The organism is Mesorhizobium sp. B4-1-1 (assembly GCF_006439375.1).
GTDB lineage: Bacteria > Pseudomonadota > Alphaproteobacteria > Rhizobiales > Rhizobiaceae > Mesorhizobium.
Genome location: NZ_VFTH01000032.1, coordinates 15695 through 40038, shown reverse-complemented (window position 1 = coordinate 40038; position 24344 = coordinate 15695). Strand labels below are relative to the sequence as shown.

The 24344-nt window shown below is 62.6% G+C and carries 21 protein-coding genes and 2 pseudogenes; 21 read left to right on the top strand and 2 right to left on the bottom strand.

Annotated features, from left to right (window positions below; genetic code table 11):
- Positions 1-337 precede the first annotated feature (337 nt).
- The 7 genes from FJW10_RS28290 to FJW10_RS28255 all read left to right on the top strand — a co-directional run bounded on the left by FJW10_RS28290 (position 338) and on the right by FJW10_RS28255 (position 6271).
- Positions 338-940 carry a hypothetical protein gene (locus FJW10_RS28290; protein ID WP_140902512.1) on the top strand — a complete coding sequence of 201 codons (603 nt, stop codon included), beginning with the start codon at positions 338-340 and terminating at the stop codon, positions 938-940.
- A gap of 1 nt (position 941) precedes the next feature.
- Positions 942-1604 carry an ABC transporter ATP-binding protein gene (locus tag FJW10_RS28285; protein WP_140833184.1) on the top strand — a complete coding sequence of 221 codons (663 nt, stop codon included), beginning with the start codon at positions 942-944 and terminating at the stop codon, positions 1602-1604.
- The gene (locus tag FJW10_RS28280) at positions 1597-2265 is read left to right on the top strand and encodes an ABC transporter ATP-binding protein (RefSeq protein ID WP_140833182.1); all 669 of its coding nucleotides are present in this window, start codon (positions 1597-1599) and stop codon (positions 2263-2265) included. Before FJW10_RS28285 ends, FJW10_RS28280 begins: the two co-directional genes overlap by 8 nt.
- Positions 2241-4922 carry an ABC transporter permease gene (locus tag FJW10_RS28275; RefSeq protein WP_246674393.1) on the top strand — a complete coding sequence of 894 codons (2682 nt, stop codon included), beginning with the start codon at positions 2241-2243 and terminating at the stop codon, positions 4920-4922. Before FJW10_RS28280 ends, FJW10_RS28275 begins: the two co-directional genes overlap by 25 nt.
- A gap of 152 nt (positions 4923-5074) precedes the next feature.
- On the top strand, positions 5075-5332 hold the full coding sequence (locus tag FJW10_RS28270) for a DUF1344 domain-containing protein (RefSeq protein ID WP_140833180.1): 258 nt from the start codon (positions 5075-5077) through the stop codon (positions 5330-5332).
- Between the two features lie 457 nt (positions 5333-5789).
- Positions 5790-6035, top strand: a complete 246-nt coding sequence (locus tag FJW10_RS28260; RefSeq protein WP_140902511.1) for a DUF2388 domain-containing protein — start codon at positions 5790-5792, stop codon at positions 6033-6035.
- Positions 6036-6043: 8 nt separating this feature from the next.
- Entirely contained in the window at positions 6044-6271 is a 228-nt protein-coding gene (locus FJW10_RS28255) for a hypothetical protein (protein WP_140902510.1), read from the top strand.
- A 104-nt stretch (positions 6272-6375) separates the two neighbouring features.
- On the opposite strand, the gene FJW10_RS28250 is transcribed toward FJW10_RS28255, so the two are convergent.
- On the bottom strand, positions 6376-7296 hold the full coding sequence (locus FJW10_RS28250) for a LysR substrate-binding domain-containing protein (protein WP_140902517.1): 921 nt from the start codon (positions 7294-7296) through the stop codon (positions 6376-6378).
- Between the two features lie 123 nt (positions 7297-7419).
- Here FJW10_RS28250 and FJW10_RS28245 point away from each other — a divergent pair, with 123 nt between their 5' ends.
- The 13 genes and pseudogenes from FJW10_RS28245 to FJW10_RS28185 all read left to right on the top strand — a co-directional run bounded on the left by FJW10_RS28245 (position 7420) and on the right by FJW10_RS28185 (position 19942).
- Positions 7420-8460 carry an aromatic ring-hydroxylating dioxygenase subunit alpha gene (locus FJW10_RS28245; RefSeq protein ID WP_140902509.1) on the top strand — a complete coding sequence of 347 codons (1041 nt, stop codon included), beginning with the start codon at positions 7420-7422 and terminating at the stop codon, positions 8458-8460.
- Positions 8457-9587 carry a 2Fe-2S iron-sulfur cluster-binding protein gene (locus FJW10_RS28240; RefSeq protein WP_140902508.1) on the top strand — a complete coding sequence of 377 codons (1131 nt, stop codon included), beginning with the start codon at positions 8457-8459 and terminating at the stop codon, positions 9585-9587. Before FJW10_RS28245 ends, FJW10_RS28240 begins: the two co-directional genes overlap by 4 nt.
- A gap of 46 nt (positions 9588-9633) precedes the next feature.
- Entirely contained in the window at positions 9634-10755 is a 1122-nt protein-coding gene (gene hisC / locus FJW10_RS28235) for a histidinol-phosphate transaminase (protein ID WP_140902507.1), read from the top strand.
- Positions 10752-11393: pseudogene (locus FJW10_RS28230) on the top strand (FAD-binding oxidoreductase); the annotation flags it as partial. The gene hisC and the pseudogene FJW10_RS28230, both read left to right, overlap by 4 nt.
- A 26-nt stretch (positions 11394-11419) precedes the next feature.
- Complete coding sequence (locus FJW10_RS28225; RefSeq protein ID WP_246674392.1) at positions 11420-12037, top strand: response regulator; 618 nt, start codon at positions 11420-11422, stop codon at positions 12035-12037.
- 4 nt (positions 12038-12041) lie between these two features.
- Positions 12042-12434 (top strand): response regulator, encoded by a 393-nt coding sequence (locus FJW10_RS28220; RefSeq protein ID WP_140902506.1) that lies wholly within the window; start codon positions 12042-12044, stop codon positions 12432-12434.
- A 245-nt stretch (positions 12435-12679) separates the two neighbouring features.
- Entirely contained in the window at positions 12680-13072 is a 393-nt protein-coding gene (locus FJW10_RS28215; protein WP_140902505.1) for a response regulator, read from the top strand.
- Entirely contained in the window at positions 13072-14598 is a 1527-nt protein-coding gene (locus FJW10_RS28210; protein WP_246674390.1) for a tetratricopeptide repeat protein, read from the top strand. Before FJW10_RS28215 ends, FJW10_RS28210 begins: the two co-directional genes overlap by 1 nt.
- Positions 14597-15670: pseudogene (locus tag FJW10_RS28205) on the top strand (ABC transporter substrate-binding protein); the annotation flags it as partial. The gene FJW10_RS28210 and the pseudogene FJW10_RS28205, both read left to right, overlap by 2 nt.
- Positions 15671-15750: 80 nt before the next feature.
- Complete coding sequence (locus FJW10_RS28200; protein ID WP_140902504.1) at positions 15751-16446, top strand: B12-binding domain-containing protein; 696 nt, start codon at positions 15751-15753, stop codon at positions 16444-16446.
- A gap of 16 nt (positions 16447-16462) precedes the next feature.
- On the top strand, positions 16463-17590 hold the full coding sequence (locus FJW10_RS28195; RefSeq protein ID WP_246674389.1) for an alcohol dehydrogenase family protein: 1128 nt from the start codon (positions 16463-16465) through the stop codon (positions 17588-17590).
- Positions 17591-17604: 14 nt separating this feature from the next.
- Entirely contained in the window at positions 17605-18720 is a 1116-nt protein-coding gene (locus FJW10_RS28190) for a mandelate racemase/muconate lactonizing enzyme family protein (RefSeq protein WP_140902503.1), read from the top strand.
- 277 nt (positions 18721-18997) lie between these two features.
- Positions 18998-19942, top strand: a complete 945-nt coding sequence (locus FJW10_RS28185) for a DUF1194 domain-containing protein (RefSeq protein WP_140902502.1) — start codon at positions 18998-19000, stop codon at positions 19940-19942.
- Between the two features lie 717 nt (positions 19943-20659).
- On the opposite strand, the gene FJW10_RS28180 is transcribed toward FJW10_RS28185, so the two are convergent.
- Complete coding sequence (locus tag FJW10_RS28180) at positions 20660-22099, bottom strand: pyridoxal-dependent decarboxylase (protein ID WP_140902501.1); 1440 nt, start codon at positions 22097-22099, stop codon at positions 20660-20662.
- A 313-nt stretch (positions 22100-22412) separates the two neighbouring features.
- On the opposite strand from FJW10_RS28180, the gene FJW10_RS28175 reads away from it, so the two are divergent.
- Complete coding sequence (locus tag FJW10_RS28175) at positions 22413-24071, top strand: winged helix-turn-helix domain-containing protein (protein ID WP_140902500.1); 1659 nt, start codon at positions 22413-22415, stop codon at positions 24069-24071.
- The last annotated feature ends 273 nt before the right edge of the window (positions 24072-24344 follow it).

Below are 24344 nucleotides of genomic sequence, written 5' to 3'. Positions count from 1 at the left end.
CGCCGTTCAGGCTGGCGCTGACCTTCGCCTTCCTGTTCCTGCTGGCCTTCATCCTGTCCGGCGCGATCGTCTATCAACTGATGAGCGCCTCGCTCGCCAGGCAGCGGCCTCGGCTTGAGCCTTGTGCGGGCGGTAGCTGACCTGCATGGCGCGACCATTTCGCTCGATGACCGACATCCTGGCCTGGCGGTCGTGGTCAGCTTCCCGGCGGCGAGACCGCCAGGCGCCTGAAGCAAGGCGTTTTGCAGCTTACCAATCCGTATGATTGAGGCGACCTTACCGTAAGTTTGGCGCGGCATAGTGATGCGCATGTCGATCCATCGAAAGGCCGTATGACATGATCGCTTTTCATCAGAAAATTACCCGATTTCTGCCCGCCCTGTCGCTCGCCGCATGCCTGGCCGCCGGAGGCCCGCTCCCCGGCCTCGCGGTCGGCCCGGCAGCCGCCGCCGAAAAGGCTGTTCCCGCCGAAAAGAACCCGCCGGGCGACATCCCCGACAGCCAGGTCTTCATCGACTATGCCTCGCCGGAAGGCTTCACCATGAAGGTGCCGGAAGGATGGGCGCGGTCCGACCGCGCCGATGGCGCGAGCTTCATAGACAAGCTCGACGGTGTCGTCGTCTCGGTGGCCAAGGCGGAAACCGCGCCCACCATTGAAAGCGCCAAGGCGGACTACGTTCCGAAGCTGCAAGCCGGCGAACGGGCGGTACGGGTGACCGCGGTCAAGCAGGTCAATCTGCCCGCCGGTCCAGCGATCCGCATCGTCTATACCTCCAACTCCGAACCGAACGCCGTGACCAACAGGCAGGTTCGTCTCGAAGACGAACGCTACCTCTATTTCAAGAACGGCAAGCTCGTCACGCTGGAGCTCTATGCGCCCAAGGGTGCCGACAATGTCGATCAATGGCAACTGATGTCCAACTCATTCCAGTGGAAATGACATGCACGTGCTGGAAGCGCACGAACTCTACCGGTTCTTCCACATAGGCGACGACGAGACCGCCGCGCTGCGCGGCGTCAGCTTTCATCTGTCGGCCGGCGAGATCGTCGCTCTTGTGGGACCCTCCGGAAGTGGAAAATCAACGCTGCTGTCCTGCGTGACGGGACTGGACGAGCCGGATGGCGGCTATGTCGAGGTCGGCGGCTCACGCCTGACCCGCAGACCGGAGACCGAGCGCACGCGCATTCGCGCCGCCAGTTTCGGCATTCTCCTGCAATCCGGGAATCTGTTCGGCCATCTCACTGTGGAGCAGAACCTACGCCTGCAAATGCTGCTGGCAGGAAGATCGGACGAGAAGCGAATCGCCATGCTCCTCGAAACCGCCGATCTCCTGCATCGGGCCTGGGCTCTCCCGACCGAGCTTTCCGGCGGCGAGGTGGCGCGTGCCGGCCTTGCGGTGGCGCTCGCGGCTGATCCGCCGATCCTGGTTGCCGACGAGCCGACCGCTGAGGTCGACCGCGACACCGAGACCCGCCTGATCGCGCATTTCGAGGCGCGCCGCCGGGCCGGGCTGGCAACGCTCATCGCCACCCATAGCAAGGCGCTTGCCTTCAAGGCCGACCGCATCATCACCCTGAAGGACGGGAGGATCGACGATGAGTGACCCGATCGTTGTCGGCCGCGGAATCGGCCGCGATTTTCAGCGCGGGGTCGTGGCGCTGCGCGATGTCCACTGCAGGATTTCGGCCGGCGCACGCATTGCGCTGGTCGGCCCGTCCGGAAGCGGCAAGACGACCTTGCTGCATATTATCGGCGGACTGGACCGGCCGACGGCTGGCAGCATCGAATGGCCCGGATTTGGACCGTTCGACAAACTGAGGCCGCGCCAGATCGGATTGGTGTTCCAGTCACCGAGCCTGTTCCCCGCCCTGACCGCCGCCCAGAACGTAGCCCTGCCGCTGGTGCTGGCCGGCGAACAGGTGGCCGCCGGCGCCAATACCACGGCGCTGCTGGAGTCCTTCGGCCTCGGCGAACTTGCCGACAAATTGCCCGAGGAATTGTCCGGCGGACAGTCACAGCGCATAGCCATGGCCCGAGCACTCGTCATGCGGCCGAAGCTGGTTCTCGCCGACGAACCCACCGGTCAGCTCGACAGCGTCACGGCGCAATTCTTCTTCGATACCGTCCTGGAACAGCTGGAAGGCACTGACACGGCGCTTGTCGTGGCGACCCACGACGAGGCGGTAGCCGCCCGGATGGCAACCAGATGGACGATGGATCATGGCCGGCTTGTCTCCGAATGGCCAAGACACGAGGCGGCATGATGGTGGCGTGGGTCTGGATACGCGGCATTCTGGCAAGGCGTTTTCTGCGCGTCGCGGGCGCCACTGCGGGTGTTGCGTTGACCGTCGCCCTGCTCGCGGCGATGACGCTTTTCCTGGTGCAGGCAAGCGCTTCGATGACCTCCCGCGCCATCGGCGCGGTGCCGATCGATTGGCAGGTGCAGGTGATTTCCGGCGCCGATCCGGAATCCATCCGCAAGGCGATAGCAGACGCTACGCCGGTCAAGGCCGTCCATGGCGTAAGCTATGCCGACGTGGCGGGCTTCGAAGCCTCCACCGGCGGCACGACGCAAACCACCGGACCAGGCCAGGTTGTTGCCTTCGACAACGGCTATTTCGCCGATTTTCCAGCCGAAATCCGCTTGCTGTCAGGCAGCAGGGATGGCGTCCTGGTCGCGCAGCAGACGGCGGCCAACCTGCATGTCCAACCAGGCGATACCGTTTCGATCAAACCGACAGGTCTGCCGCCGGCGACGGTCAGGATCGCGGGCGTGGTCGATCTTCCCGACGCGGATTCGCTCTTCCAGGCCGTCGGTCTGCCGGCCCAGGCCGCGCCGCAAGCGCCTCCCGACAATGTCCTGGTGCTGCCGCGGCAAGACTGGCAACGGCTGTTCGAACCGCAGATGAAGCTGCGCTCCGACACCATCCGGCTGCAATGGCATGCGCGGCTCGCCCATGACGTGCTGCCGGCCGACCCCGTCCCGGCCTACACTTTCGTCACCGGCGCGCAACGGAACCTCGAGGCAAGAACCGTTGGCCAGGCTCTCGTTGCCGACAATCTCGGTTCGCGCCTCGGAGCGGTCCGCGAGGACTCGCTCTACGCCTCGGTTCTGTCCCTCTTCCTGGGGTTGCCCGGCATCGCGCTGGCCATGGCGCTTACCTTCGCGGTGATCTCCTCCGGCGCAGTGCGGCGGCGGATGGAACAGGCCCTGCTGCGCGTGCGCGGCGCCGCCATGCAAGCGATCCTGTTCCTCTCGGCTGTCGAGGCGGCGCTGGTAGCCGTCGCCGGAACCGCCCTTGGCCTTGCCGGGGCATGGCTCTTTGGACCTGCCGGCTCGCCAGGTCCGCAGCCGATTTCGGCGGTGAGCGATCGGCCGTTGCTTTTCGTGGCGCTGGTCGGGGTGGCGCTGGGCTTTGCAGCCTTGCTGTTTCCGGCCTGGCGCGATGCGCGCCTGACCACCGTCGCGGCGGCGCGGCACACCGTCGGGCGCGGCGCCGCGCCGCTCTGGCAGCGGCTGTGGCTGGACGTGCTGCTGCTCGGCTGCTCAGGGTTCCTTTTTTGGCAGTCGGCCAGCACCGGATATCAGATCGTGCTGGCGCCCGAAGGCATCGCCGCGACCTCGGTCGACTACAAGGCTTTCATCGCGCCCGCTCTGTTGTGGCTAGGCATGGCGCTGTTGACGATCAGGCTGTCGGGCATGGTGATCGCACGCAACGGCAGGCTGTTGCGGGCGATCGTGGCCCCGGTGTCGGGGCCGCTGGCGCCGGTGGTTTCGGCCGCCTTGTCGAGGCAGCCGGGGCGGCTCACGGTCGGCATCGCCATGACGGCGCTGGCCATCTCCTTCGCCACGTCGACGGCAATCTTCAACACGACCTACAATGCCCAGGCCCGCATCGACGCCGAACTGACCAACGGTTCCGACGTCACCGTGTTCGGTACATCCGACAAGCCGGCCGGAGCACATATCGCGGCGCTGACCGCACTGACCGCTGCGGCCGCCGTGGAGCCCATGCAGCATCGTTTCGCCTATGTGGGCGCCGATCTGCAGGACCTCTACGGCATCGACCCCGCAAATATCGGGCGCGCCACCAACCTCTCCGACGCCTATTTCAGCGGCGCCGGCGCCGCCGCCACTCTCGACCGGCTCGCCGCCACGCCCGACGGCGTGCTGGTGTCGGAAGAAACTGTGAACGATTTCCAGCTTCAGCAAGGCGATACGATCAATCTGCGGCTGATCGATGCGAGAGACCATCAGTACCATCCGGTCGCATTCAAGTTCATCGGTGTCGCGCGTGAATTCCCAACGGCGCCGAAGGATTCCTTCCTCGTCGCCAATGCCGCCTATGTGGCGCGTATGACCGGCTCGAATGCATCCGAGTATGTCCTGATGCGGGCAAAGGGCGATCCGGCCGCGCTGGCGCGGCAGGCCCATTCAGTGCTCTCCTTCGATCCCGCGCTGAAGGTCACCGATATCGGTCAAGCGACGCATCTCATCGGGTCGAGCCTGACCGCGGTCGACCTTGCCGGGCTGACGCGGATCGAACTCGGCTTTTCCGTCGTGATGGGCGCCGCAGCCGCCGGCCTCGTGCTGGCGCTGAGCTTCGCCGAACGTCGGCGGCCCTTTGCCATAGTCGGCGCCATCGGCGCCAGGCCGTCGCAATTGGCCGCCTTCCTGTGGAGCGAAGGCCTCGTCATCATCTTCGGCGGACTGGTCTTTGGCCTGCTATCGGGCATCCTTACCGCATGGATGCTGGTGAAATTGCTGACAGGCGTATTCGATCCGCCGCCGGAGACGCTTTCGGTACCATGGCTGCATCTGGCGATCGTGCTTGGCCTGGTCGTCGCGTCGGTCGCCGCGGCGGTGCTTTCGGCCCGGCCTTCGGCGGAGCCGGTTGCCGAGCAGTTGCGCGACCTGTGACGGCGGCGGCTTTACGCATTTGTAAGGCCACGGCCAACCAGTCGAAAACTGCAAGGCCTAAGGTGGCTCCGCTCCCGCTGCGGCCGGGAGCAGGTATCCGGCAAGTCCGGATCGATCCGGGGCAATGCCCTGAAACCAGAAAGGAAACAAAGATGAAGAAGAAATCAGTCATCGCTGCTGCCACGATCCTGGCGATCGCATCCTCCACCGGCGCCTACGCCAAGGCGGCCACCGGCACCATCGCCAGCATCGACAAGAAAGGCGATTCGATCACCATGTCCGACGGCAAGACGTTCACCTTGCCGGAAGGCATCGAAGCCGAGACGCTGAAGGTCGGCGAGAAGGTCACCGTCACGTATTCGACAAAGGCCGGCAAACTGACGGCCTCGAGCATCCAGCCGGCCAAGTAGGCCACCCGCATCGGGCCGAGACTTCTGGCGGGGCCAGCATCGTTGCCGGTCCCGCCAATGAGCTGACGCGCAGACCGCAAGGCGGAACGACTATTGTACCTTCCATTGGCCCCGAAAGCCCCGGAGAGCGGCCCTTTTGAAAGAAGGGGCGCCCCTAACATGTCGGAATCGCCAGATTCCGGCATTCGCGCAATGAAATGTCGCTTGGTGCTCGGCGTCCCGTCGTTGCCACCGCCCTCCAGGTGCTTGAATACCGAGGGGCTGCCAAGCGCGGTGAGATCACAATTGTCGACCGCCTTGGTATGATAAAACTCTCACCTGGAGCCTGCTAGGAGGAGCAACGCCACTTCGGCCAACCGTCAGCCTGATTGTCCGAAACCAGACGTAAAAGGGTCTTGAAGGCCGCTGAACGTTGGCCTTAAATAATGCCGGTATTGGGTTCAGGGAGGCCTTCTTGATGACCAACGCTTTTCACGCCATCACGGTTGAAGAAGCGGCCGAGACCTATGTTCGCTCCAAAGGGAAGGCCCGGTTCCTCTCCATCGCACAGGCAATCCAAGCCATCCGAACATTGATGCCAGCCTGCAAGGCTTCCGACCGCGAGTTGGAGGAAATGCTGGCGGCGGCATGCGTCGTTCACAATGTCCCGGTCTCTTTCGATGTCGCAACGGCCGAGAGGGCGGAGACGCGGTTTTATTCATAGGAGCCGAGATGCCCGCGCTCGCGCCGATGCCTGCTTTATCGGACTATCGCTTGGCGATAGTGCGCTACCTGATCGACAATGTCGACAATCCGAGCATTTCGATATTGGAGGTGATCCGCGCCGTGAGAAAGGCGTTTCCGCTTTGCGAGATGACAGATTGGGAACTCGGCAACCAGATAGCGCGAGCCGCGATAGATGCCGGGTTTGGTGTCGAATTCGATGCCGAGGTCCCCTAATCGAGTCCTGCACCGAAAGGTGCAAACTCGATTTGAGGCAGGTTGCCGGAGAAGTGGATCGCCGCCTATAGGCGAAGTGGGCATCCCATGAACGACAGAGGACATCAGCCAACCGTTAACACTGCGCCCATCCGCTTAGAAATCGAAACGATCCATGCGCGCAATTCCGGACCGAAAGGCTTTTGCAAGGCCGCACGGTCCCAAGCAAGGAAATAGGCCTGGGACAATTTTAGCCGCTGATCGAAAGGGACAATGAGCCGGCCGGATGCAATATCCTCGGCGGCCATCGAAAGTTGGGCCAGCACAATGCCCCTTCCGTTTGTCGCGGCATCGATCGCGGCGCTCGACAAGGAGAAGGCGACTTCGCCCGAAACCTTTCGGTACGGTACCCCGATGCTTGCGGCCCATTCCGCCCAACCTGGCGGCGAGCGGTGGTCGCGAGCCCACTCTATGCTGAGAAGCGGCAGGTCGAGAATGTCGGCGGGTTTGCGCACCGGGTGCCTGGCGAGCAGCGCCGGCGAGCATGCCGGCACCACCCAGTCCGTGAACAGTTCGGTGTAGTGATCGAAATTACGATATTTGTCACCGTAGGAAATCCGGAAGTCGACCTCTTCGATATCCAGCCGGGGTTCTGTCTCAGCACCGATCAGGCGTACGCTCGCTCCCGGGTGGCCGATCTGCCAATCCAGCAATTGCGGGCCGATCCACTTGCTGGCCAGCGACGGCAGGCAGGAGATCGTCAGCGTGTCAGCGGACTGAGCACGTTCGATGATGTCCTGAGCCTCGCGAATTTGATCGAACCCGAGTGAAACGGCCGCGTGATAAACGCGCCCCAGCGCGGTCAGGGCGACACTCCTGCCACGCCGTTCCAGCAATCTGGCCTCCAGGACATCTTCGGCCTTTCGTATCTGCTGGCTGACCGCGCCGACGGAGACTCCAAGCTCGTCCGCCGCGGCCGTCACGCTGCCGCGCCTGCCGAAAGCCTCGAAGGCCTGTATCGCACGGAGTGGCGGTGTTTTCTTCACCTCGGCAACGATCCTGGGGTTAGCTTGATTTAGTTTTTCTAAAATAGAACGCAGATGCAAGCCCTATGTCGTCTCGGGCTCGCGGGATATTCGTTTCGGTGTTCACAAGCTGGGGAGGACGCCATGTTTCTTCGAAACTGCTGGTACGTAGCCGCGTGGGACCATGAAGTTGCCGACCAGCTGGTGCCAACCCGAATCCTCGGCGAGGACATTGTCCTCTACAGGCGGACCGATGGCGCTGTGGCGGCGCTCGAAGACGCCTGTCCGCATCGCAAGCTGCCTTTGTCCATGGGCCGCATCAAGGGCGATACGGTCGAATGCGGCTATCACGGCCTGACCTTCGACAGCACGGGAACCTGCACCCGCGTGCCGGGCGCGGAAAAGATACCGCATGTCGCATGCGTCCGCTCCTATCCGATCGCGGAACGCTACGGGCTGCTCTGGATATGGATGGGCGAGGCGGCCAAGGCCGATCTCGCTTTGATTTTCGAGGTCGACCACTGGGGCGATCCGGCATGGGGCGTCAACCGCGGCGAGTCGATGTCGCTGGATTGCAATTATCTCTACATGACCGATAATTTGCTCGATCCCTCGCATGTGTCGTGGGTCCACCAATCCTCCTTTGGCGGCGTTCAGGCCATGGAGGATGCGCCGCTCGAAACCACCGTGGGCGCGGACGGTGTGACCGTGTGGCGCTGGGTGGTCGATGCCGAGCCGGCGCCTTTCTATGCGCCCTTCCTCAAATTCACCGGAAAATGCGACCGCAAGCAGCACTATGAGGTGCGTTACCCCTCCAACGCGATCATCAAGGCGATCTTCGTGCCGGCCCGCACAGGCGGCGAGGGCAAGCCGCTGCACGAGGACGTGTTCCTCATGGACAGCTACAACTTCATGACGCCGGTCGATGAGAACCAGACGAAATACTACTGGTTCCAGATGCGCAATTTCGCGCCCGACGACCTGGAGGTTTCGCGCCAGTTTGCCACATCCGTGCGTGGTGCCTTCGACGAGGACCGCGTCGTGCTCAATGCCGTGCACAAGGGCATGGCCAACAAGCGCACACCCAATCTCGATCTCAAGATCGATGTCGGTCCGCTGCGCTTCCGCCGCAACCTCGCCAAGCTGATCGCCGGCGAGAGCCAGGAATTGGCGGCCGCCGAATGAACGCATTCACCGCCCGCGACACTATCGCAAGCAGCGGGTTTCGCGACCTGAAACTGGTCGCGAAGGTGAAGGAGAGCGCCGTCATCACGTCGTTTCATTTCGAGCCGGTCAATCCACGCGACTGGCGCGCTTTCGAGCCAGGCCAGTTCCTGGTGTTCCGCATTCCGGTGCCCGGGAGTGCCGCCGGCGAAAGGGGATACGTGCTGCGCAACTACAGCGTCTCCTGTTCGCCCGCCAGCGAGGGCCTCTACCGGATCAGCGTCAAGCGCGAAGCCGCGCCCGCGCCAGGGCTTCCCGGCGGGATAAGCTCGTGCTTCCTGCAAGATCAGGTCGACGTTGGCGATGTGCTCCAGGCAGAAGGGCCGCGCGGCGATTTCGTGCTCGACAGGACCAGCCCCCGTCCGGTCGTGCTGCTCAGCGGCGGCGTCGGGCTGACGCCGATGGTGTCGATGCTGCATGCGCTGGCGACGATTGCGGATCGCCGTGCCACCTTCATTCATGCCTGCGAGAACGGCGACGTGCATGCGCTGCGCGACGAGGTGGCGGGCCTTGTCGCAACGCGGCCCGGGCTGATCGCTCATTACTGCTACCGATCGCCGTCCGAGCTCGACAGGACCGAGCGGCGCTTCCACAGCGAGGGCATGATTTCGCGAGACGTGCTGCAGCGCCTGCTGCCGATCGATGACTATGATTTCTATCTTTGCGGGCCACCGCCGTTCATGCAGGCGATCTACGGCCTGTTGCGCGGGCTTGGCGTGCCGAAGCATCGTATCGCCTACGAATTTTTCGGCCCGGCGACGGTGCTCGAGCCGGATGCGGTGCGAGCTCCCCCGGTTCCCGTGCAGCCGGCAAGGATCGAGGCGACCGGCGAGGCGACAACCGTGGAATTCCGAAAATCGGGCCTCAAGGCGGTCTGGGACGGCTCGGCCGCATCGCTGCTCGACTTCGCCGAGGACCAGGGCCTGTCCCCGGAATTCAGCTGCCGGGCCGGCATTTGCGGGACTTGCAAGTCGCGGCTGGTCTCGGGCGTGGTCGCTTATTTCGAAGAACCGCTGGACGAACTCAGGGCAGGCGAAGTGCTGCTGTGCTGCTCGAAGCCGCACGGATCAGTCGTCCTGGATATTTGACAAGATCGTCATGCCGCGCGTGGCCGGGGGAAACGGAAGTCGGGATTTGGAACAGTCGGTCAAACCAGCGTCGAGCCTGCCACTCAATCCGCATGTCGCGGCATTGCCGCCCTACAATGCCGGCATGAACATCGCGATGGCGCGGGCGCTGAGCGGGCGCCACGACATCGCCCGGCTTGCCAGCAACGAAAACCCCGACGGCTGTTCTCCCGCCGTCACCGCCGCGCTGGCCTCCTCGTCCTTTGAGCCATGGCGTTATGCCGATCCGGCCTGCACCGCCTTGCGGGCGGCACTTGGCGATAGACTGAGGGTCGACCCCAACCTGATTGTCGTCGGCAATGGCTCCGAGGAGATGATCGCCGCCATCTCGCGTGCCGTCCTGGTGCCGGGCGCCTCGGCGGTGACGACGGTGCCGAGCTTCGGCTTGCATGAGATAGAGCCGCTGGCGGCAGGTGCTGACGTCGTCAAGGTCGCCATGACGCCGGAGATGGGCTTCGACCTTGCCGCGCTCGAAACAGCAATCGCCTCCGAGCCGCGAGTGGTCTTCATATCTTCGCCCTGGAATCCGGTGGGGCCCGGTCTCGACCGCTCCAACTTGCGACGGCTGATCGGTGCCGTTCGGCCCGGCACGCTTCTCGTCCTCGACGAGGCGTATTTCGAGTTTGCCGATCCCGGCGCGGCGGACGGCATCGAGGTCCTGCGCGACAGTTCTATCGACCATGTCGTGCTGCGGACCTTTTCGAAGGCTTATGGCTTGGCCGGACTGCGCGCGGGTTATGCCGTCTGTTCCGGCCTTGAACTGGCGAGAGTGATTGGCGCCGCAAAGACGCCGTTCAACGTCAACGCCGCGGCGCAGACAGCCGCTATTGTCGCCCTTGCTGACGAAGGTTGGATGAAGGCGTCGGTGGAGCGTATCAGAGGCGAGCGTGCCCGTGTCGCCGCCGCGCTCGCCGGTTTTGGCTTCCAGGTTGCGCCGTCGCAAACGAACTTCCTGTTCTTCGGGGGCAAGGGCGACAGTTCGAGCCTCGCCGCTGGTCTCCTGGAGCAGGGGATTATCGTCAAGGCGTGGCGTGAGGCCGGCTATGAGCGCTTTCTGCGCGTCACCATCGGCTCCCCGGCGGACAACGACCGGCTGATCACGGCGCTCCGGGGATTGACGGGACAATGAGCGGCCTCGCTTCTCCAGGGCAACTGAACTGGATCGGCCAGGCGGTGCCATTGCCTGTCGTCGACAGCATCCGCGGTGTCGTCGGCGCCTCGAACGTGCGGACCGGCGACGATGCCGGGGCGACCGACCTTGGGTTGAACGGCACGGATTGCGGTGCCGGCATTGTTGTCACGCCTTCGTCGACGGAGGAGGTCGCGGCGGTGGTGCGCATCTGCCGCCGCAACGAGGTTTCCATCGTGCCGCAAGGCGGAGGAACCGGCCTGGTCGGGGGCAGTATTTCGCGGCCGGGCGAGGTCGTCCTATCGATGGCGCGCATGAACCGCATCGATCGGCTCGATCCGATCGATCGCGTGGCGGTGGTCGGCGCCGGCGTCACTCTGGAAGCCCTGCAGCAGGCCGCGCTCGAACACCGGCTGGAACCGGGCATAGACCTTGCAGCGCGCGGCTCGGCGACGATCGGCGGTATGGTGTCCACCAATGCCGGTGGGGTGATGGCCTTTCGCAACGGCGTCATGCGCCATCGCGTGCTTGGTCTCGAGGCCGTGCTGGCAGACGGATCGATCTATTCCGATCTGACCCGGGTGGTGAAGAATTCCGCCGGCTACGACCTGAAGCATCTCTTCATCGGTGCCGAGGGAAGGCGCTCCTGAGCTCGCGCGATTACGTGGCGCTGACGCTCGACATCAAGCTGGCGGGGCAGTCCGGCATCAAGCTCTTCCACGACATCAGGGCGTCACCGGTGAATTCCGACATTGCGGTCATCGTCATCTCCGCCGTCGCCGACGAGGCCAGGCGTTCGCTGAACGGCACCGCTGTCGGCATCGTCGACTGGCTGGAAAAGCCGGTGGATTCGAAGCGGCTGCACGCCGCTCTGGCCAAGATCGTCGGCCGCAGGGTCGAGCCGAAACCAAAGATCCTGCATGTCGAGGATGACGAGGGCGTTCTTGCGGTAATGTCGGAGGGCCTGGGTTCGGGGGTCTCTATTACCTCGGCGAAAACGCTGAAAGACGCGCAGCAGGCGATCGCGAACCATCGTTTCGATCTTGTCATCCTGGACATCGCGCTCCCCGACGGATCGGGACTGGACCTGCTGACCGATCTGTCGCTCGAAACAGGGGTCATCGTGTTTTCCGCGGCCGAGCTGGACGACAAGCTGGGCGATCGCGTGCAGGCGATCATGACCAAGACCAAGGCGTCGGAGATCGATGTCGCAAGGCTGGTCAGAAACATGTTGACTTCGGTCCGCGACGGCGCGGGAGCCTCCGTGCAAGCCAAGGAGTGAGCTTATGCCGGCAAGAATCCTTTACGTGGACGACGAAGACGACATCCGCGAAATCGCTCAGATGTCGCTCGAGCTCGAGCCGGAATTCGAGGTGCGGTCCTGCGCTTCGGGCGTCGAGGCGCTGGCCGATGCGGCCGAATGGCGGCCCGACCTCATCCTGCTCGACGTGATGATGCCGGACATGGACGGGCCGGAGACGCTGAAGCGTCTGGCGGCATCGCAGCCGACGGCATCGATACCCGTGGTGTTCATCACGGCGCGCACCCAGACGCACGAGGTCGAGCGCTATCTGAACATGGGCGCGGTGGGCGTCATCGCGAAGCCCTTCGACCCGCTGGCGCTTGCCGGCGAGGTGAAGAGGCTGCTTGCGTCGCGCGCCGGCGGCCCGGCGGCCTAGCCGGGAGGGCGCGTGCAGCGGCGAGAAGCTTGTCGGCAATCGCCGGCCCGGTGTTTACGCCTCCTATACTATGCGCCGATATTCATCTACTGATTGCATCGAAATGCGGCCGTCGCGAATCGGCTTGTCTATGATTGGTCGGCGCGGGTGGCCGCGCGGGCTTGGTTCGTGAACCGCGTTGGCGGATGACGGTTCATGGGTCGGTTACTCCGGGGGGCAACGAGGCGTAAACCGGAGCATGACTGGTGGATGGAGCGAAGGCGAGAATTCTGATCTGCGACGATGATCCCTTGTTGCTCGAGCTGATGGAATTCAGATTGAAGGCGAAGGGATACGAGGTCGTGAAGGCCGTCGACGGGGCGGAGGCGCTCGAGAAGGTGCGGCGGGACGCTCCCGACGTCGTCGTGCTCGACGCGATGATGCCGAAGGCCGACGGCCTGGAGGTGCTGGCCCGCATCAAGGGCGACCCGGCCCTCTCGGAAACGCCGGTGGTCATGCTGACTGCCCGCAAGGGCGAAAAGGACATTGTCTCGGCTCTGGACAAGGGGGCCGACGACTATCTGGTGAAGCCATTTATCCCCGAGGAACTGCTGGCCAGGCTCGCGCGGCTGATCGCGCGCAAGAGCGGGAAGCGCTGATGGGGCGTGGCCGGCGCCTGAGCCTTGCCGCATGCCTGATCCTGGCCGTCGCCGCCGCTCCGCACGCGGCGCTGGCGCAGACGGCCGACGAGCTTTACGCCTTGGCCGTGAAGGCGAGGCAAGCCCAGAATTTCGACGAGGCCGCCGACCTCTTGAAGCGCGCGCTGGCGCTCAAACCCAACAATGCCGACGCGCTGGTCCAGCTTGGCTTTGCCGAGCTCGGCCGCAACGACCTTCAAGCGGCGCGTGACGCCTTTTCCAAGGCCCTTTCGATTGCCCCGACTTACCGGGATGCCTCCTTCGGCTTGGCTGAGGTCGAGTTCCGCTCCGGCAACCTGGACGCCGCGCTACCGCTCGCCGAAACCGTCGCCAAGGCCGACCCGGCCAATGCCGACGCCGCAACGCTTGTCGAGAACATCCGCAAGGCGAAACAGCCGGCGGTCAGCAAGCTGAAACCGGCTGCCACGGCTGCCGCGCCGGTGAGGAAACCCTATCGCCGGCCCGATCCCGTCCCCGGTCTGATGGAAGAAGGCAGGCGCCTGCGCCAAGCAGGCAAGCTGCCTGAAGCGGAAAAAGTCTATCGCCGCGCCCTGAAGCTGTCGCCGAAAAACACCGACATCGTGGTCGCGCTTGGCCTTGTCGTCGGTTCCAGCCAGCGTTTCGACGAAGCCGGGCATTTCTTCGACCGGGCGCTGGCCATCAAGCCCGGCCTTCTCGATGCCAGGCTGGGCAAGGTGCGCCTGGCGATCTGGCAGGGCGACACGCCGCGCGCCCGTGCGCTGGTCGACGAGGCGCTGGCGAGCGTGCCGGACAATGCCGAGGCACTCGACCTCGATGGCAGGATCGCCCTGCTCGAGGGCGACCACAGACGGGCCGGAAAGTCGTTCCAGCGCGTGCTTGCGCTTGAGCCGCGCAATGCCGAAGCGCTGATGGGGATCGGCGATGTGCGCCGCGCCGAGGGCGACGATGAGGCCGCACGGGAAGCCTATCATCAGGCGCTCGCCATCGAGCCAGGCTCCGCCGACATCGAGCGGAGACTGGCCGTGCCGCCGCCGCGCAAATGGCGGCTCGATATCGGCAGCGAGGTGAGCGATCTCACCAATGGGCTGGGCGACTGGACCGACAGTTCGGCCGGCCTTGCCTATCGGCTGTCGCCGCGCACGACCATTTCCGGCCACACCCGGCTGGCGATCCGTTTCGGCCACACCGATGTGCAGATCGAGGGCCGCATCGACCAGGCCTTCACGCCGGCCTTCTCCACCTATGCGCTCGCAGCAGTGACGCCGGACGCCGACTTCCTGGCGCGCTATTCGATCGGCGCCGGCGCGTCTTGGCAGGTTGTGGCGCCGGCAAAGGCGTTCGGCCCGCTCTCGCTCAACATCGATGCCCGCTACGACGATTTCGCCGACACCAGCGTCACCAGCATCCAGCCCTGGATCCAAGGCTATGTCCTCGACGGCCGCCTGGGCCTTTCCGCCCGCTGGGTGCATGCCGAGGACGATACCGGCGCGCGCGCGGACGGCTAAGCTCAAGCTTAGCCAGCCTGACATCGCGTTGATACCGAACTTCGCTGACTATCCGGCGCTGATCGTGCACCGCAACTTCGACAAGGATGGTGCCGATCCGATCAAGAAGCCGATCGGAACCGGGCCGTTCGAACTGGTTTCCTTCGACGTCGGTTCGAAGGCAGTCGTCAAGCGTCGCGAGAACGGCAAATGGTGGGGTGGCGAGGCGCCGCTCGACGGCGTCGAGTTCATTGACTACGGCGCCGAATTCAACGCCTCGGTGAGTGCGTTCGATTCCGGCGAGATCGACTTGGTCTACCAAACGCCTGCCGATTTCACCGAGGTTCTCGATAAGATGGGACTCGTGAAATCAGAGATCGATACAGCCACGACCTTGGTCGCTCGCACCAATGTCGGCAAGAAACCTTATGACGACAAGCGTGTTCGGAACGCCCTACAAATGGCGGTGGACAACAACGTTGTGCTTCAATTGGGTTATAATGGTCGCGGCACGGTCGGCGAAAACCACCATGTCAGCCCGACCCACCCGGAATACTATGCGCTGCCCAAGCAAAAGCGCGACGCGGCCGGCGCCAAGAAACTAATGGCGGAAGCCGGGCAGGCCGCTTTCGAGCACGAGCTAATCACGCTTGATGAAGACTGGCAAAAGAATACGGGCGACGCGATAGCCGCACAACTCCGCGAAGCCGGCATCAAGGTTAAGCGTACCGTGTTGCCCGGTTCCACCTTCTGGAACGACTGGACGAAGTACCCCTACTCGATGACGATCTGGCTTATGCGCCCGCTAGGCGTTCAGGTCTTGGCCCTGGCTTATCGAACAGGAGAGGCTTGGAACGAGACGGGTTACTCCAATCCGGATTTCGACGCCAAGCTCAAACAGGCGCTTTCAGTGATCGACGTCGACAAGCGCAAGGAGGTCATGAAGGACCTGGAGCAGATCATCCAGGACTCCGGCGTGATCATCCAGCCCTATTGGCAGAAGCTCTACTGCCACATGAACAAGAAGGTCCAGAACTACGGGATGCATCCAACATTCGAAATGGATTTGCAGAGCGTTTGGCTGGCGGCCTGACATTCTCCCTAGGCTCGCCAGGATTTGGTCGGCGCTCGTTCGGAGTGCCGACCTTCTTTTAATTGAGCATGAGATACGACATGTCCGACGACGAGATCATCCTTTCCGAGCTTTCCGACGACGAGCTCGTGCAGCAGATGCACGACGACCTTTATGATGGGCTGAAGGAAGAGATCGAGGAAGGCACGCGAATCCTGCTCGAGCGCGGCTGGGCGCCCTACAAGGTGCTGACCGAGGCACTGGTCGAAGGCATGCGCATCGTCGGCGAGGATTTCCGCGACGGCATCCTGTTCGTGCCGGAAGTGCTGCTCTCGGCCAACGCCATGAAGGCCGGCATGTTCATCCTGCGTCCGCTGCTCGCCGCCACCGGCGCGCCGAAGCAGGGCAAGATGGTGATCGGCACCGTCAAGGGCGACATCCACGACATCGGCAAGAACCTCGTCGGCATGATGATGGAAGGTGCCGGCTTCGATGTCATCGATCTCGGCATCAACAACGCCGTCGAGAAGTACCTGGACGCGATCGAGCAGCACCAGCCTGACATCATCGGCATGTCGGCGCTGCTCACCACCACCATGCCCTATATGAAGGTCGTTATCGATACGATGAAGGAAAAGGGCATCCGCGACGACTATGTCGTGCTGGTCGGCGGCGCGCCGCTCAACGAGGAATTCGGCAAGGCCGTCGGCGCCGATGCCTATTGCCGCGATGCCGCGGTGGCCGTCGAGACCGCCAAGGACTACATGAAGCGCAAGCACAACATTCGCGCTGTCTAGACGGGACACATCTGGAATGGGTCTTGGAAATGAACACGCATCGACTTCGGTTGCCACCGACATCCCAGGTACCATGAAGGGTGTACTTCTCGTCGGGCACGGGGGTTTTGAAAAACTCGAATACCGCGACGATCTCCCGGTACCGAAGCCCAACACCGGCGAAGTGCTGATCCGTGTGGCAGCCGCAGGCGTGAATAATACCGACATTAACACCCGTATCGGTTGGTATTCGAAAGGCGTCACGACGGGCACGGAAGGAGGCGCTGCAAAGGGATTTGAGGCTGCGCACGACGACGATGCAAGCTGGTCGGGTGTGCCATTGGTCTTCCCGCGCATCCAAGGTGCCGACTGCTGCGGTCGCATTGTGGCTGTCGGAGATGGGGTCGATATCGGAAGGGTTGGCGAACGCGTAATCGTTCGCAATATGCTCCGCTCATATGTCGATTATCGAGCCTTCGAGTGCTGGACCTTCGGCTCCGAGTGCGACGGCGCGTTCGCCCAATTTGCCAAGGCACCGTCGCGCGAGACCTACAAGGTCGAATGCGTATGGAGCGACATCGAACTTGCATCTGTGCCCTGCGCCTATTCCACCGCTGAAGGCATGATGCATCGCGCCGGAGTTCGGGCAGGCGAGCATGTCGTAGTCACCGGCGCGTCAGGCGGGGTCGGTTCCGCTGCGATCCAACTCGCAAAGCGGCGCGGAGCTTTCGTGACAGCCATCGCCGGTCGCGACAAGGCTCCGCAGATGGAGGCACTAGGCGCCGATCAAGTCGTGCCACGGGGAGAAAGCCTTCTAAGAAGGCTCGGAAAGGAGTCGGTCGATATCGCGATCGATGTCGCGGCCGGTCCATCCTTCCCTGAATTGCTGGATGTTCTGAAAAAAGGCGGGCGATACGCGGTCGCTGGTGCCATCGCTGGCCCTATAGTCGAGCTCGATGTCCGGACACTCTATCTCAAGGATCTCACCTTTTTCGGCTGTACGTTCCAGGACGACATCGTCTTCGAAAACCTGGTTTCGTACATCGAACGCGGCGAGATCCGGCCCGTCATCGGCAAAACCTATCCGTTGAGCCAGATTGTTGAGGCTCAGAAGGATTTCCTCTCCAAGAGCATCGCTGGAAAACTCGTGCTCACCATCCCCTAGCCTCGAGATTGAAAATGACGGATTTGAAGATCGAACGAATCGATGTCTTTCAGGTCGATTTGCCTTACTCCGGCGGCGTGTATCTGTTGTCCGGCGGAAGAGAATACCGGAGTTTCGACGCGACGATCGTTCGCGTCACCACTGACAATGGGCTTGAAGGTTGGGGCGAAAGCACGCCATTCGGGTCAACTTGGATCGCCTCCCACGCCCTAGGCGTGCGATCCGGTCTCGCCGAAATCGCACCCCGTGTGATCGGCCTCGATCCCAGGCGGGTCGACCGTATCAATGATGCCATGGACGGAGCGCTAGTCGGCCATTTGCACGCCAAGACCGCGATCGACGTCGCGTGTTGGGACGTATTCGGCAAATCCGTAGGGCTACCCGTGTGTGATCTCCTGGGCGGCCACACCAATGTGAAGATGCCCGTGATTTCCTCGATCTATATGGGCGATCCGGAAGACATGCGCCGGCGCGTCGCGGAACACCGTGTCCATGGCTACATTGCGCATTCGGTCAAGATCGGCGGCGATCCAGCGCTCGACGCGGCGCGCATCACGGCTTCCCTTGCAGATAAGAAGCCTTGCGAATTCTTCATCGTCGACGCGAACGGCGGAATGACTGTGGAGACCGGGCTTCGCATGCTCAGGCTGCTGCCAGCCGGGCTCGATTTCGTACTCGAGGCCCCGTGCGCGACATGGCGGGAATGCGTTTCGCTGCGGCGCCGTACCGATGTTCCGATCATCTTCGACGAACTCGCGACCGATGACGCATCCCTCGCTGGGCTCGTCGCTGACGATGCGGCAGAAGGAATCGGGCTCAAGATCTCAAAGAACGGAGGTCTCACCAGAGGCCGTCGCCACCGCGATATTTGTGTGGCGGCAGGTTACACCATCAGCGTCCAGGAGACCACGGGCTCCGATATCGCATTTGCCGCGATCGTGCATCTCGGCCAAACTGTTCCCGAGAAGAACCTCAGATGCTTGCTCGAGTGCAGGGACATGGTGACACTTAAGACGGCTGACGGTGCTTTCGACGTTCAGGATGGCCGAGTTACCGCCCCGACCACCCCCGGCCTCGGAGTGATCCCGCGGCTCGATACGCTGGGCGAGCCTGTCGCTAGTTATTCCTAGCAACTGGCTGGGCTGGGTGTGTCGATCGATTGAGTCGGGCCGCGTAAAACGCGGTCAATCTGCTATCGGGATCCGAGAGATCGTGAGTGTACATAAACGCAGCCCAGCACGTCGAGTGAGATCTATTCCGGCTTGAAGAGGTCAGGCTTGTCGAGCGGGCTCGTGACGGTGCCTTTGCCATGCGATTTCAGCATTCTTTCACACGTTTTTCAGGACGACAGCAGCAGACCCGGGCATTCTCGCTCCAATCGGTCCGACCATCCGGATGAGAGGTTTCATGATGTCCATGCCACGAACGCAATCGGGACTTCTCCCGGGCTTGATTGCACTGGCTCTCTCCTTTTTCGCAGCGTTCGCCGCGAAGGCTGAGGATCCGGATCGGGTCGATGCCGCCATCGTCTTGGCGGTGGATACGTCCGCGTCGATCGACCGGGAACAGGCGGACCTGCAGCGCTGTGGTCATGTCGAGGCGTTGCGCTCGCGTGAAGTGCAGTCGGCGATCCGCCGGGGTGCTGTTGGCTGCATCGCCATCGCCTATGTCGAATGGTCGAGTGTCGGACAACTGCGGACAGTGATGCCCTGGAAGCGGATATGCGGGCGCGACGACGCCCTGGAGGCGGCCGCCTTCATCTCCGGGCATGGGGATACGGCCTTGGGGCTGCATGTACGTGGAAGAACCTCCCTGTCCTATGCAATCGAGGCCAGCAGCTTGATGCTGGACAATTTTCCCGGGCAGGCCGACAGCAAGATCGTGGACATTTCGGCGAACGGGACCAACAATGATGGACTTTCCGTCGCACAGGCGCGAGCAAGGGTCCTGGAGAAGGGCCATGTGATTAATGCTATCGCCGTCTCGCGGACCGAGCCCGGCGTCACGGACGATCTCTGGACCTACTTTCATGACAACGTCATCGGCGGTCCGGGCTCGTTCGCTATCGCACCCCGCGAGCATGCGGACTACGTCAAGGCACTGAAGCGCAAGCTCCTACTTGAAATCAGCAGGGCGGGATCGGACGCTCCTGGTGATGGGAGGCAGGCGACCTTTGCCGCCAATGCGGCAAACGCGAACATCCGGTCGACTTTATTAGAGACCATCAGAGTTTCTCGACCGCCAGCAATACAAGATATGGCCCTATCTTCGCCATCGGAGACGACCTTCCACACAGATCGCAATGGAAATGCTGCTGTTTTCCGACCAAGTACGGCGCTTTCAGCTTTCTAATCGGAACGACTAGGTGCAGGCTCCTCCCTCAGTTGATGCCGTCGGGGCGGGTCGCCGCGAAGCGGGGCCGCCCAGCAACTCGATTTGCGGTCGACCATGCAAGGCAATGGGCCGCGGGCCCGGTCGAGAGCGGCGGAAAGCAACACCTTGCCAACGCCTTTGCCTCGTGCGAACAGCTTGGTGACCTCAGAGATCTCTATCGCTCAAGTGCCCAACGCACCAAATTGCAATCGCTCCGCGTCGGGCGAGGTAAAGCCCCGCCTGCGGCCGGGTGAATTTGCGCATCTGGGCGTTGGCGTGGTCGGAATGAACATATCGACAGAATACCCGTCGACGGAAGCCCGATCGCATCGCATTGCGCGACATCCCAAAGTCCCATTTCGGTGATCAACTGGGCCTGACGAAAGTCGTCCGGGGTCCGCGCTTTACGTTTTGCATCCCGCCTCTATCAGGCCAGCGCTCGTTTTATAGCTCCCGCTGGGATTCTCCCACGCCATGAAATGTCCTGCATCAGGAACGATATACCCAGATGATGGATCACCGCGCTATTGTCCGAGCATGAAGGGCAACCGTGTACCCGAAATCCGACGGACGGGCGCTTAAGCCAAGTAGATCAACCAGCAGCAGTCTGGGTCCTGCCAGAGCTGGGCTGGTGTCAACGGACGTGTAGTCGCAGGCGACGCGCAGCCAAGACCATGAATGAAGATCAAAGGTGGGTCACCTGCAGATATGGCATGATATCTGAGGTTCGCCTGCTCTGGTTTCGTCGTGCGCCGGGATCAGCACAGAGGCGGCGGCCGCAATCGCGCGTTTCACGTCCTGTTCCCCGGTGCGCCAGTTGACCACGCTGACACGCATGGCGCGGCGCCCGAGCCATGTCGTACCGGAGAAGAAGGCTTCGCCGGTCGCGTTGATCCTTTGAATTGTTTCATCGGTAAAGGCATCGTCTTGCTCCGGCGACGCCCCCGGCTGGCCGAACCTCAGGAGCCCTTGATTGAGCGTTGGCCTCGCTAGGATCTCGGCGCCTGGCAGTTCACCAAGGCCCTCGACGATTTCGGTGCAACATTTGCAGCAGCGGTCAACCAGGTTTTCAACGCCGCGCCGGCCGAGTTCCATCAGCGCCGCATAGACCGGTATGCCCCGGGCGCGGCGCGAATACTCTGGATTCCAGTCAATCTGATCGCGTGCGTTCATCGCTGGAGCGACATAGGAGGCGCTCGATGCCATGGCCGACCGGTGGGCCCATCGGTCCCTGACGATCGCAATGCCGCAATCGAAAGGCACGTTCAGCCATTTGTGGGCATCGGTTGCCCAACTGTCCGCGAGCTCGACACCGTTCAGCAAGGCTCGATATTTCCTACTTGCCCGCGCAAACAGGCCGAACGCACCGTCCACGTGCACCCAGGCACCAGCCGCATGAGCGATCGGAATCAGTTCTTCGAACGCATCGAACGCACCGACATTGAGGTCTGCGGCGCTGAGCACCACAATTACGGGTCCACCGCCACGCGCCAGTTCACGCTCGAGACTGTCCGCTTGGATGCGTCCCAGGTCATCTGTTGTGAGTTCCCGGATCGAACTGACCCCAATCCCGAGGAAGCGGAGAGCCCGGTCGATCGTGACATGGCGATGGCTGCCTGTCAGAACACGTATCCGGGGCGCGCCAAACAAACCGTCTTCCTCGGCGCTCCAGTTTACGCGCCGGAGCAATGCACCACGAGCGGCTGCGAGCCCGGTCACATGAGCCATCTGACAGCCACTGGTGAAGCCAAAAGACGCCTCGCTGGGTAGCTCGAGCAGATCCTTGATCCATTCTCCGGCCGTCTCCTCGATCACGGAGGCCGCTGGCGAGGCCGAATACAGCGCGGCATTCTGATCCCATGCCGAAACCATCCAGTCGGCCGCCAGCGCCGACTCCAGGCCCCCGCTGCACACCCAGGCAAAGAACCGCCCGCCCGAGCTGCCATGCATGCCGCTCTTTGCGTCCTCGATAAGTTTCTTGACGACTTCAGCAGGAGGGGTGCTTTCATCCGGAAGCGGCATCGAGAAGGATCGCCGCAAGTCCGACAAACTGGCCGAGGCAGCGACAGCGCGGTCGGCAAGGCCTTCGATCCATTCATTCGCGCCACGCCATGCCAGCTCCAGTGCGTTCGTCATGGTGCTTTTATCCCCCTGAAATCCGCGAAGCCCCGCCATCGGCACGGCTCGAGCTGCGTGGACGTACTTGCCCGACAAACGTCTCCACACCTATCGTCAGAAGGAATTTGCGCCGGACTGGCGCAGACGTCCTGAAAGGATTCTGAAGAACTTCTAAAATCGCGCGTATCAGGACAACCGCGAAGAGCGCCGGTCGCCCATATCTCAACGGGCCTGGTGCCGATCCAGAACGAGATCGGCAGCGTGCGTGTAAACTGCTATGTTGCCCGGGAATTCAGGCTATTCTCATCTATAAATCCTGGCGGAGGGGGCTTTGCAGGAAAAGAGAGATGATATCTATGAGGTGAATGGGTGCCGTCTCGACATACGTCGCGGCGTGATCGAACGGGATGGTCGCCATCTGCGGATCAGGCCCAAGACTTTTGCGATGCTATCGTATCTGGCAAGAAATCCGGACCGGGTCGTCGCAAAGGATGAGCTGATCGAAGCCATTTGGGGGAAGCTGACGGTTACCGACGACGCCTTGACGCAGACCGTCAAGGACATACGCCGGGTCATTGACGACAAGGCGGCGAATGTCGTGCGGACCGTCCCGAGGCGTGGCTACCTGCTGGAGAGAACAACCTCCTTCGACGGGGCTGGGTGGTATGCTGGAAGACCGCTCCGACATGCATTCGAGATCCTCGTCGAAGAAAGCAAATCAGCGGTGCCTCTTGCGGACGGTTGGGAAGGGCCGAAAACTTCGGCGCTAGGTCAGGCGAGGCCAGTTCGCCTCTCGGGCCGCGACAGGCCGGCGATCGCCGTGCTGCCGTTCGTGCTCGATAATGTTGCGTCCCAGCGGCTCCATCTTTTGAAGGACGGGCTGCTGCGGGATATCGTCCGCGACCTTGCCCGCTTGCGAACGCTCTTCGTCATAGCGGCGAATTCGCTGCAGGCCCTGTCAAACGCAGCACTCGGCGACCTCCAAGCTGGGGCAGTCCTTCGCTGCGACTACGTCTGCGCTGGGACCATCGCCGTCGATGGTCCGACGCTTCGGCTCGACATCGAACTGATCGCGGTCGACGGCGGCCACGTCCTTCTTTCTGAGACATTCGCAAAGCCGCTCGCGTTGGCTTCGACGTTCGGACAGTCCCTCGCAAGCGAGATCGCCATGCTGGTCGCCGACGAAGTCGATCTTGCGGAACGCAATCTTGCGGTCCGGCGACCGCTTTGCGAACTCGACGCCTGGCATGCCTATCATCGCGGCCTGTGGCACCTGCACAGGTTCACCAGCATCGACAATGCAGTTGCCGAGAATTTCTTCAAGGTGGCGATCGATCGCGATCCGGGTTTTGCGCGTCCTTACGCGGGGCTCTCGTTCACGCATTGGTCGAAGGCGTATCTGTTCGATCCGTCCCGCTTGTCGGAGGAGGGCCGACTCGCCCATGATTTTGCCGCCCGTGCCGTGGCGGTCGATCCGTGCGATCCTGCGGCACATGGCGCGCTCGGACAGGCGCTCTGGATCACCGGCGCGCATGACGAAGCCGTTGAGGCTCTGGAACGCGCGACGGTTCTCAGTCCTTCCTATGCGTTTGGGCATTTTTTAAGAGCCGTCGTCGAAGCGCTCTCCGGGGATGCGAAAATGGGCATCGAGGCCAGCGATCTTGCGCGGGCATTGTCGCCGTTCGACCCCCACACCGCCGCCAACCAGGGAACCCGCGCGGTGGCCCTGCTACGGCTTGGGAGGAACGAGGAGGCGGCTGCGTGGGCCGCGCGCGCCGCGCGCCATCCCAACGCCGACACGCGTGTGAGGTGGGTCGCCGTCCTGGCTCTGACTGCAGCGGGCCGCACCGATGAGGCTAGTTCATTGGTGCAGCGGATCAATAAGGAAAACTCGGAGAACGGTAGCGAATTGTTCATTCGAACCAGCAGGATGCGGCGTGAGGACGAGGAGATGCTGCGCGATCTGAGCAGGCGAAGCGGCTTGCTGTGAGGGAGGCATTCAAAATGCGGGTGCGGGCGCGGGCGACCGCAAAAAGATGTCGCCTGGAAACCAGATGTGCTTCATGTCCGTGCTCGACGATACAAATCAATCCACCAGCGTCGTCCAGGAGGACGCACCAAGCATTCGCCACGCCTATTGTGGTAACAAGCTACGCCGGAAGTTGGACATAGATATACTAGCTGGCCGCGGAACTCGGACCGAGCATTCCGTGATGCCGTGCTTCTGTCATCGCTCCTCACTTGCTAGACGCTGTTGCCGCAC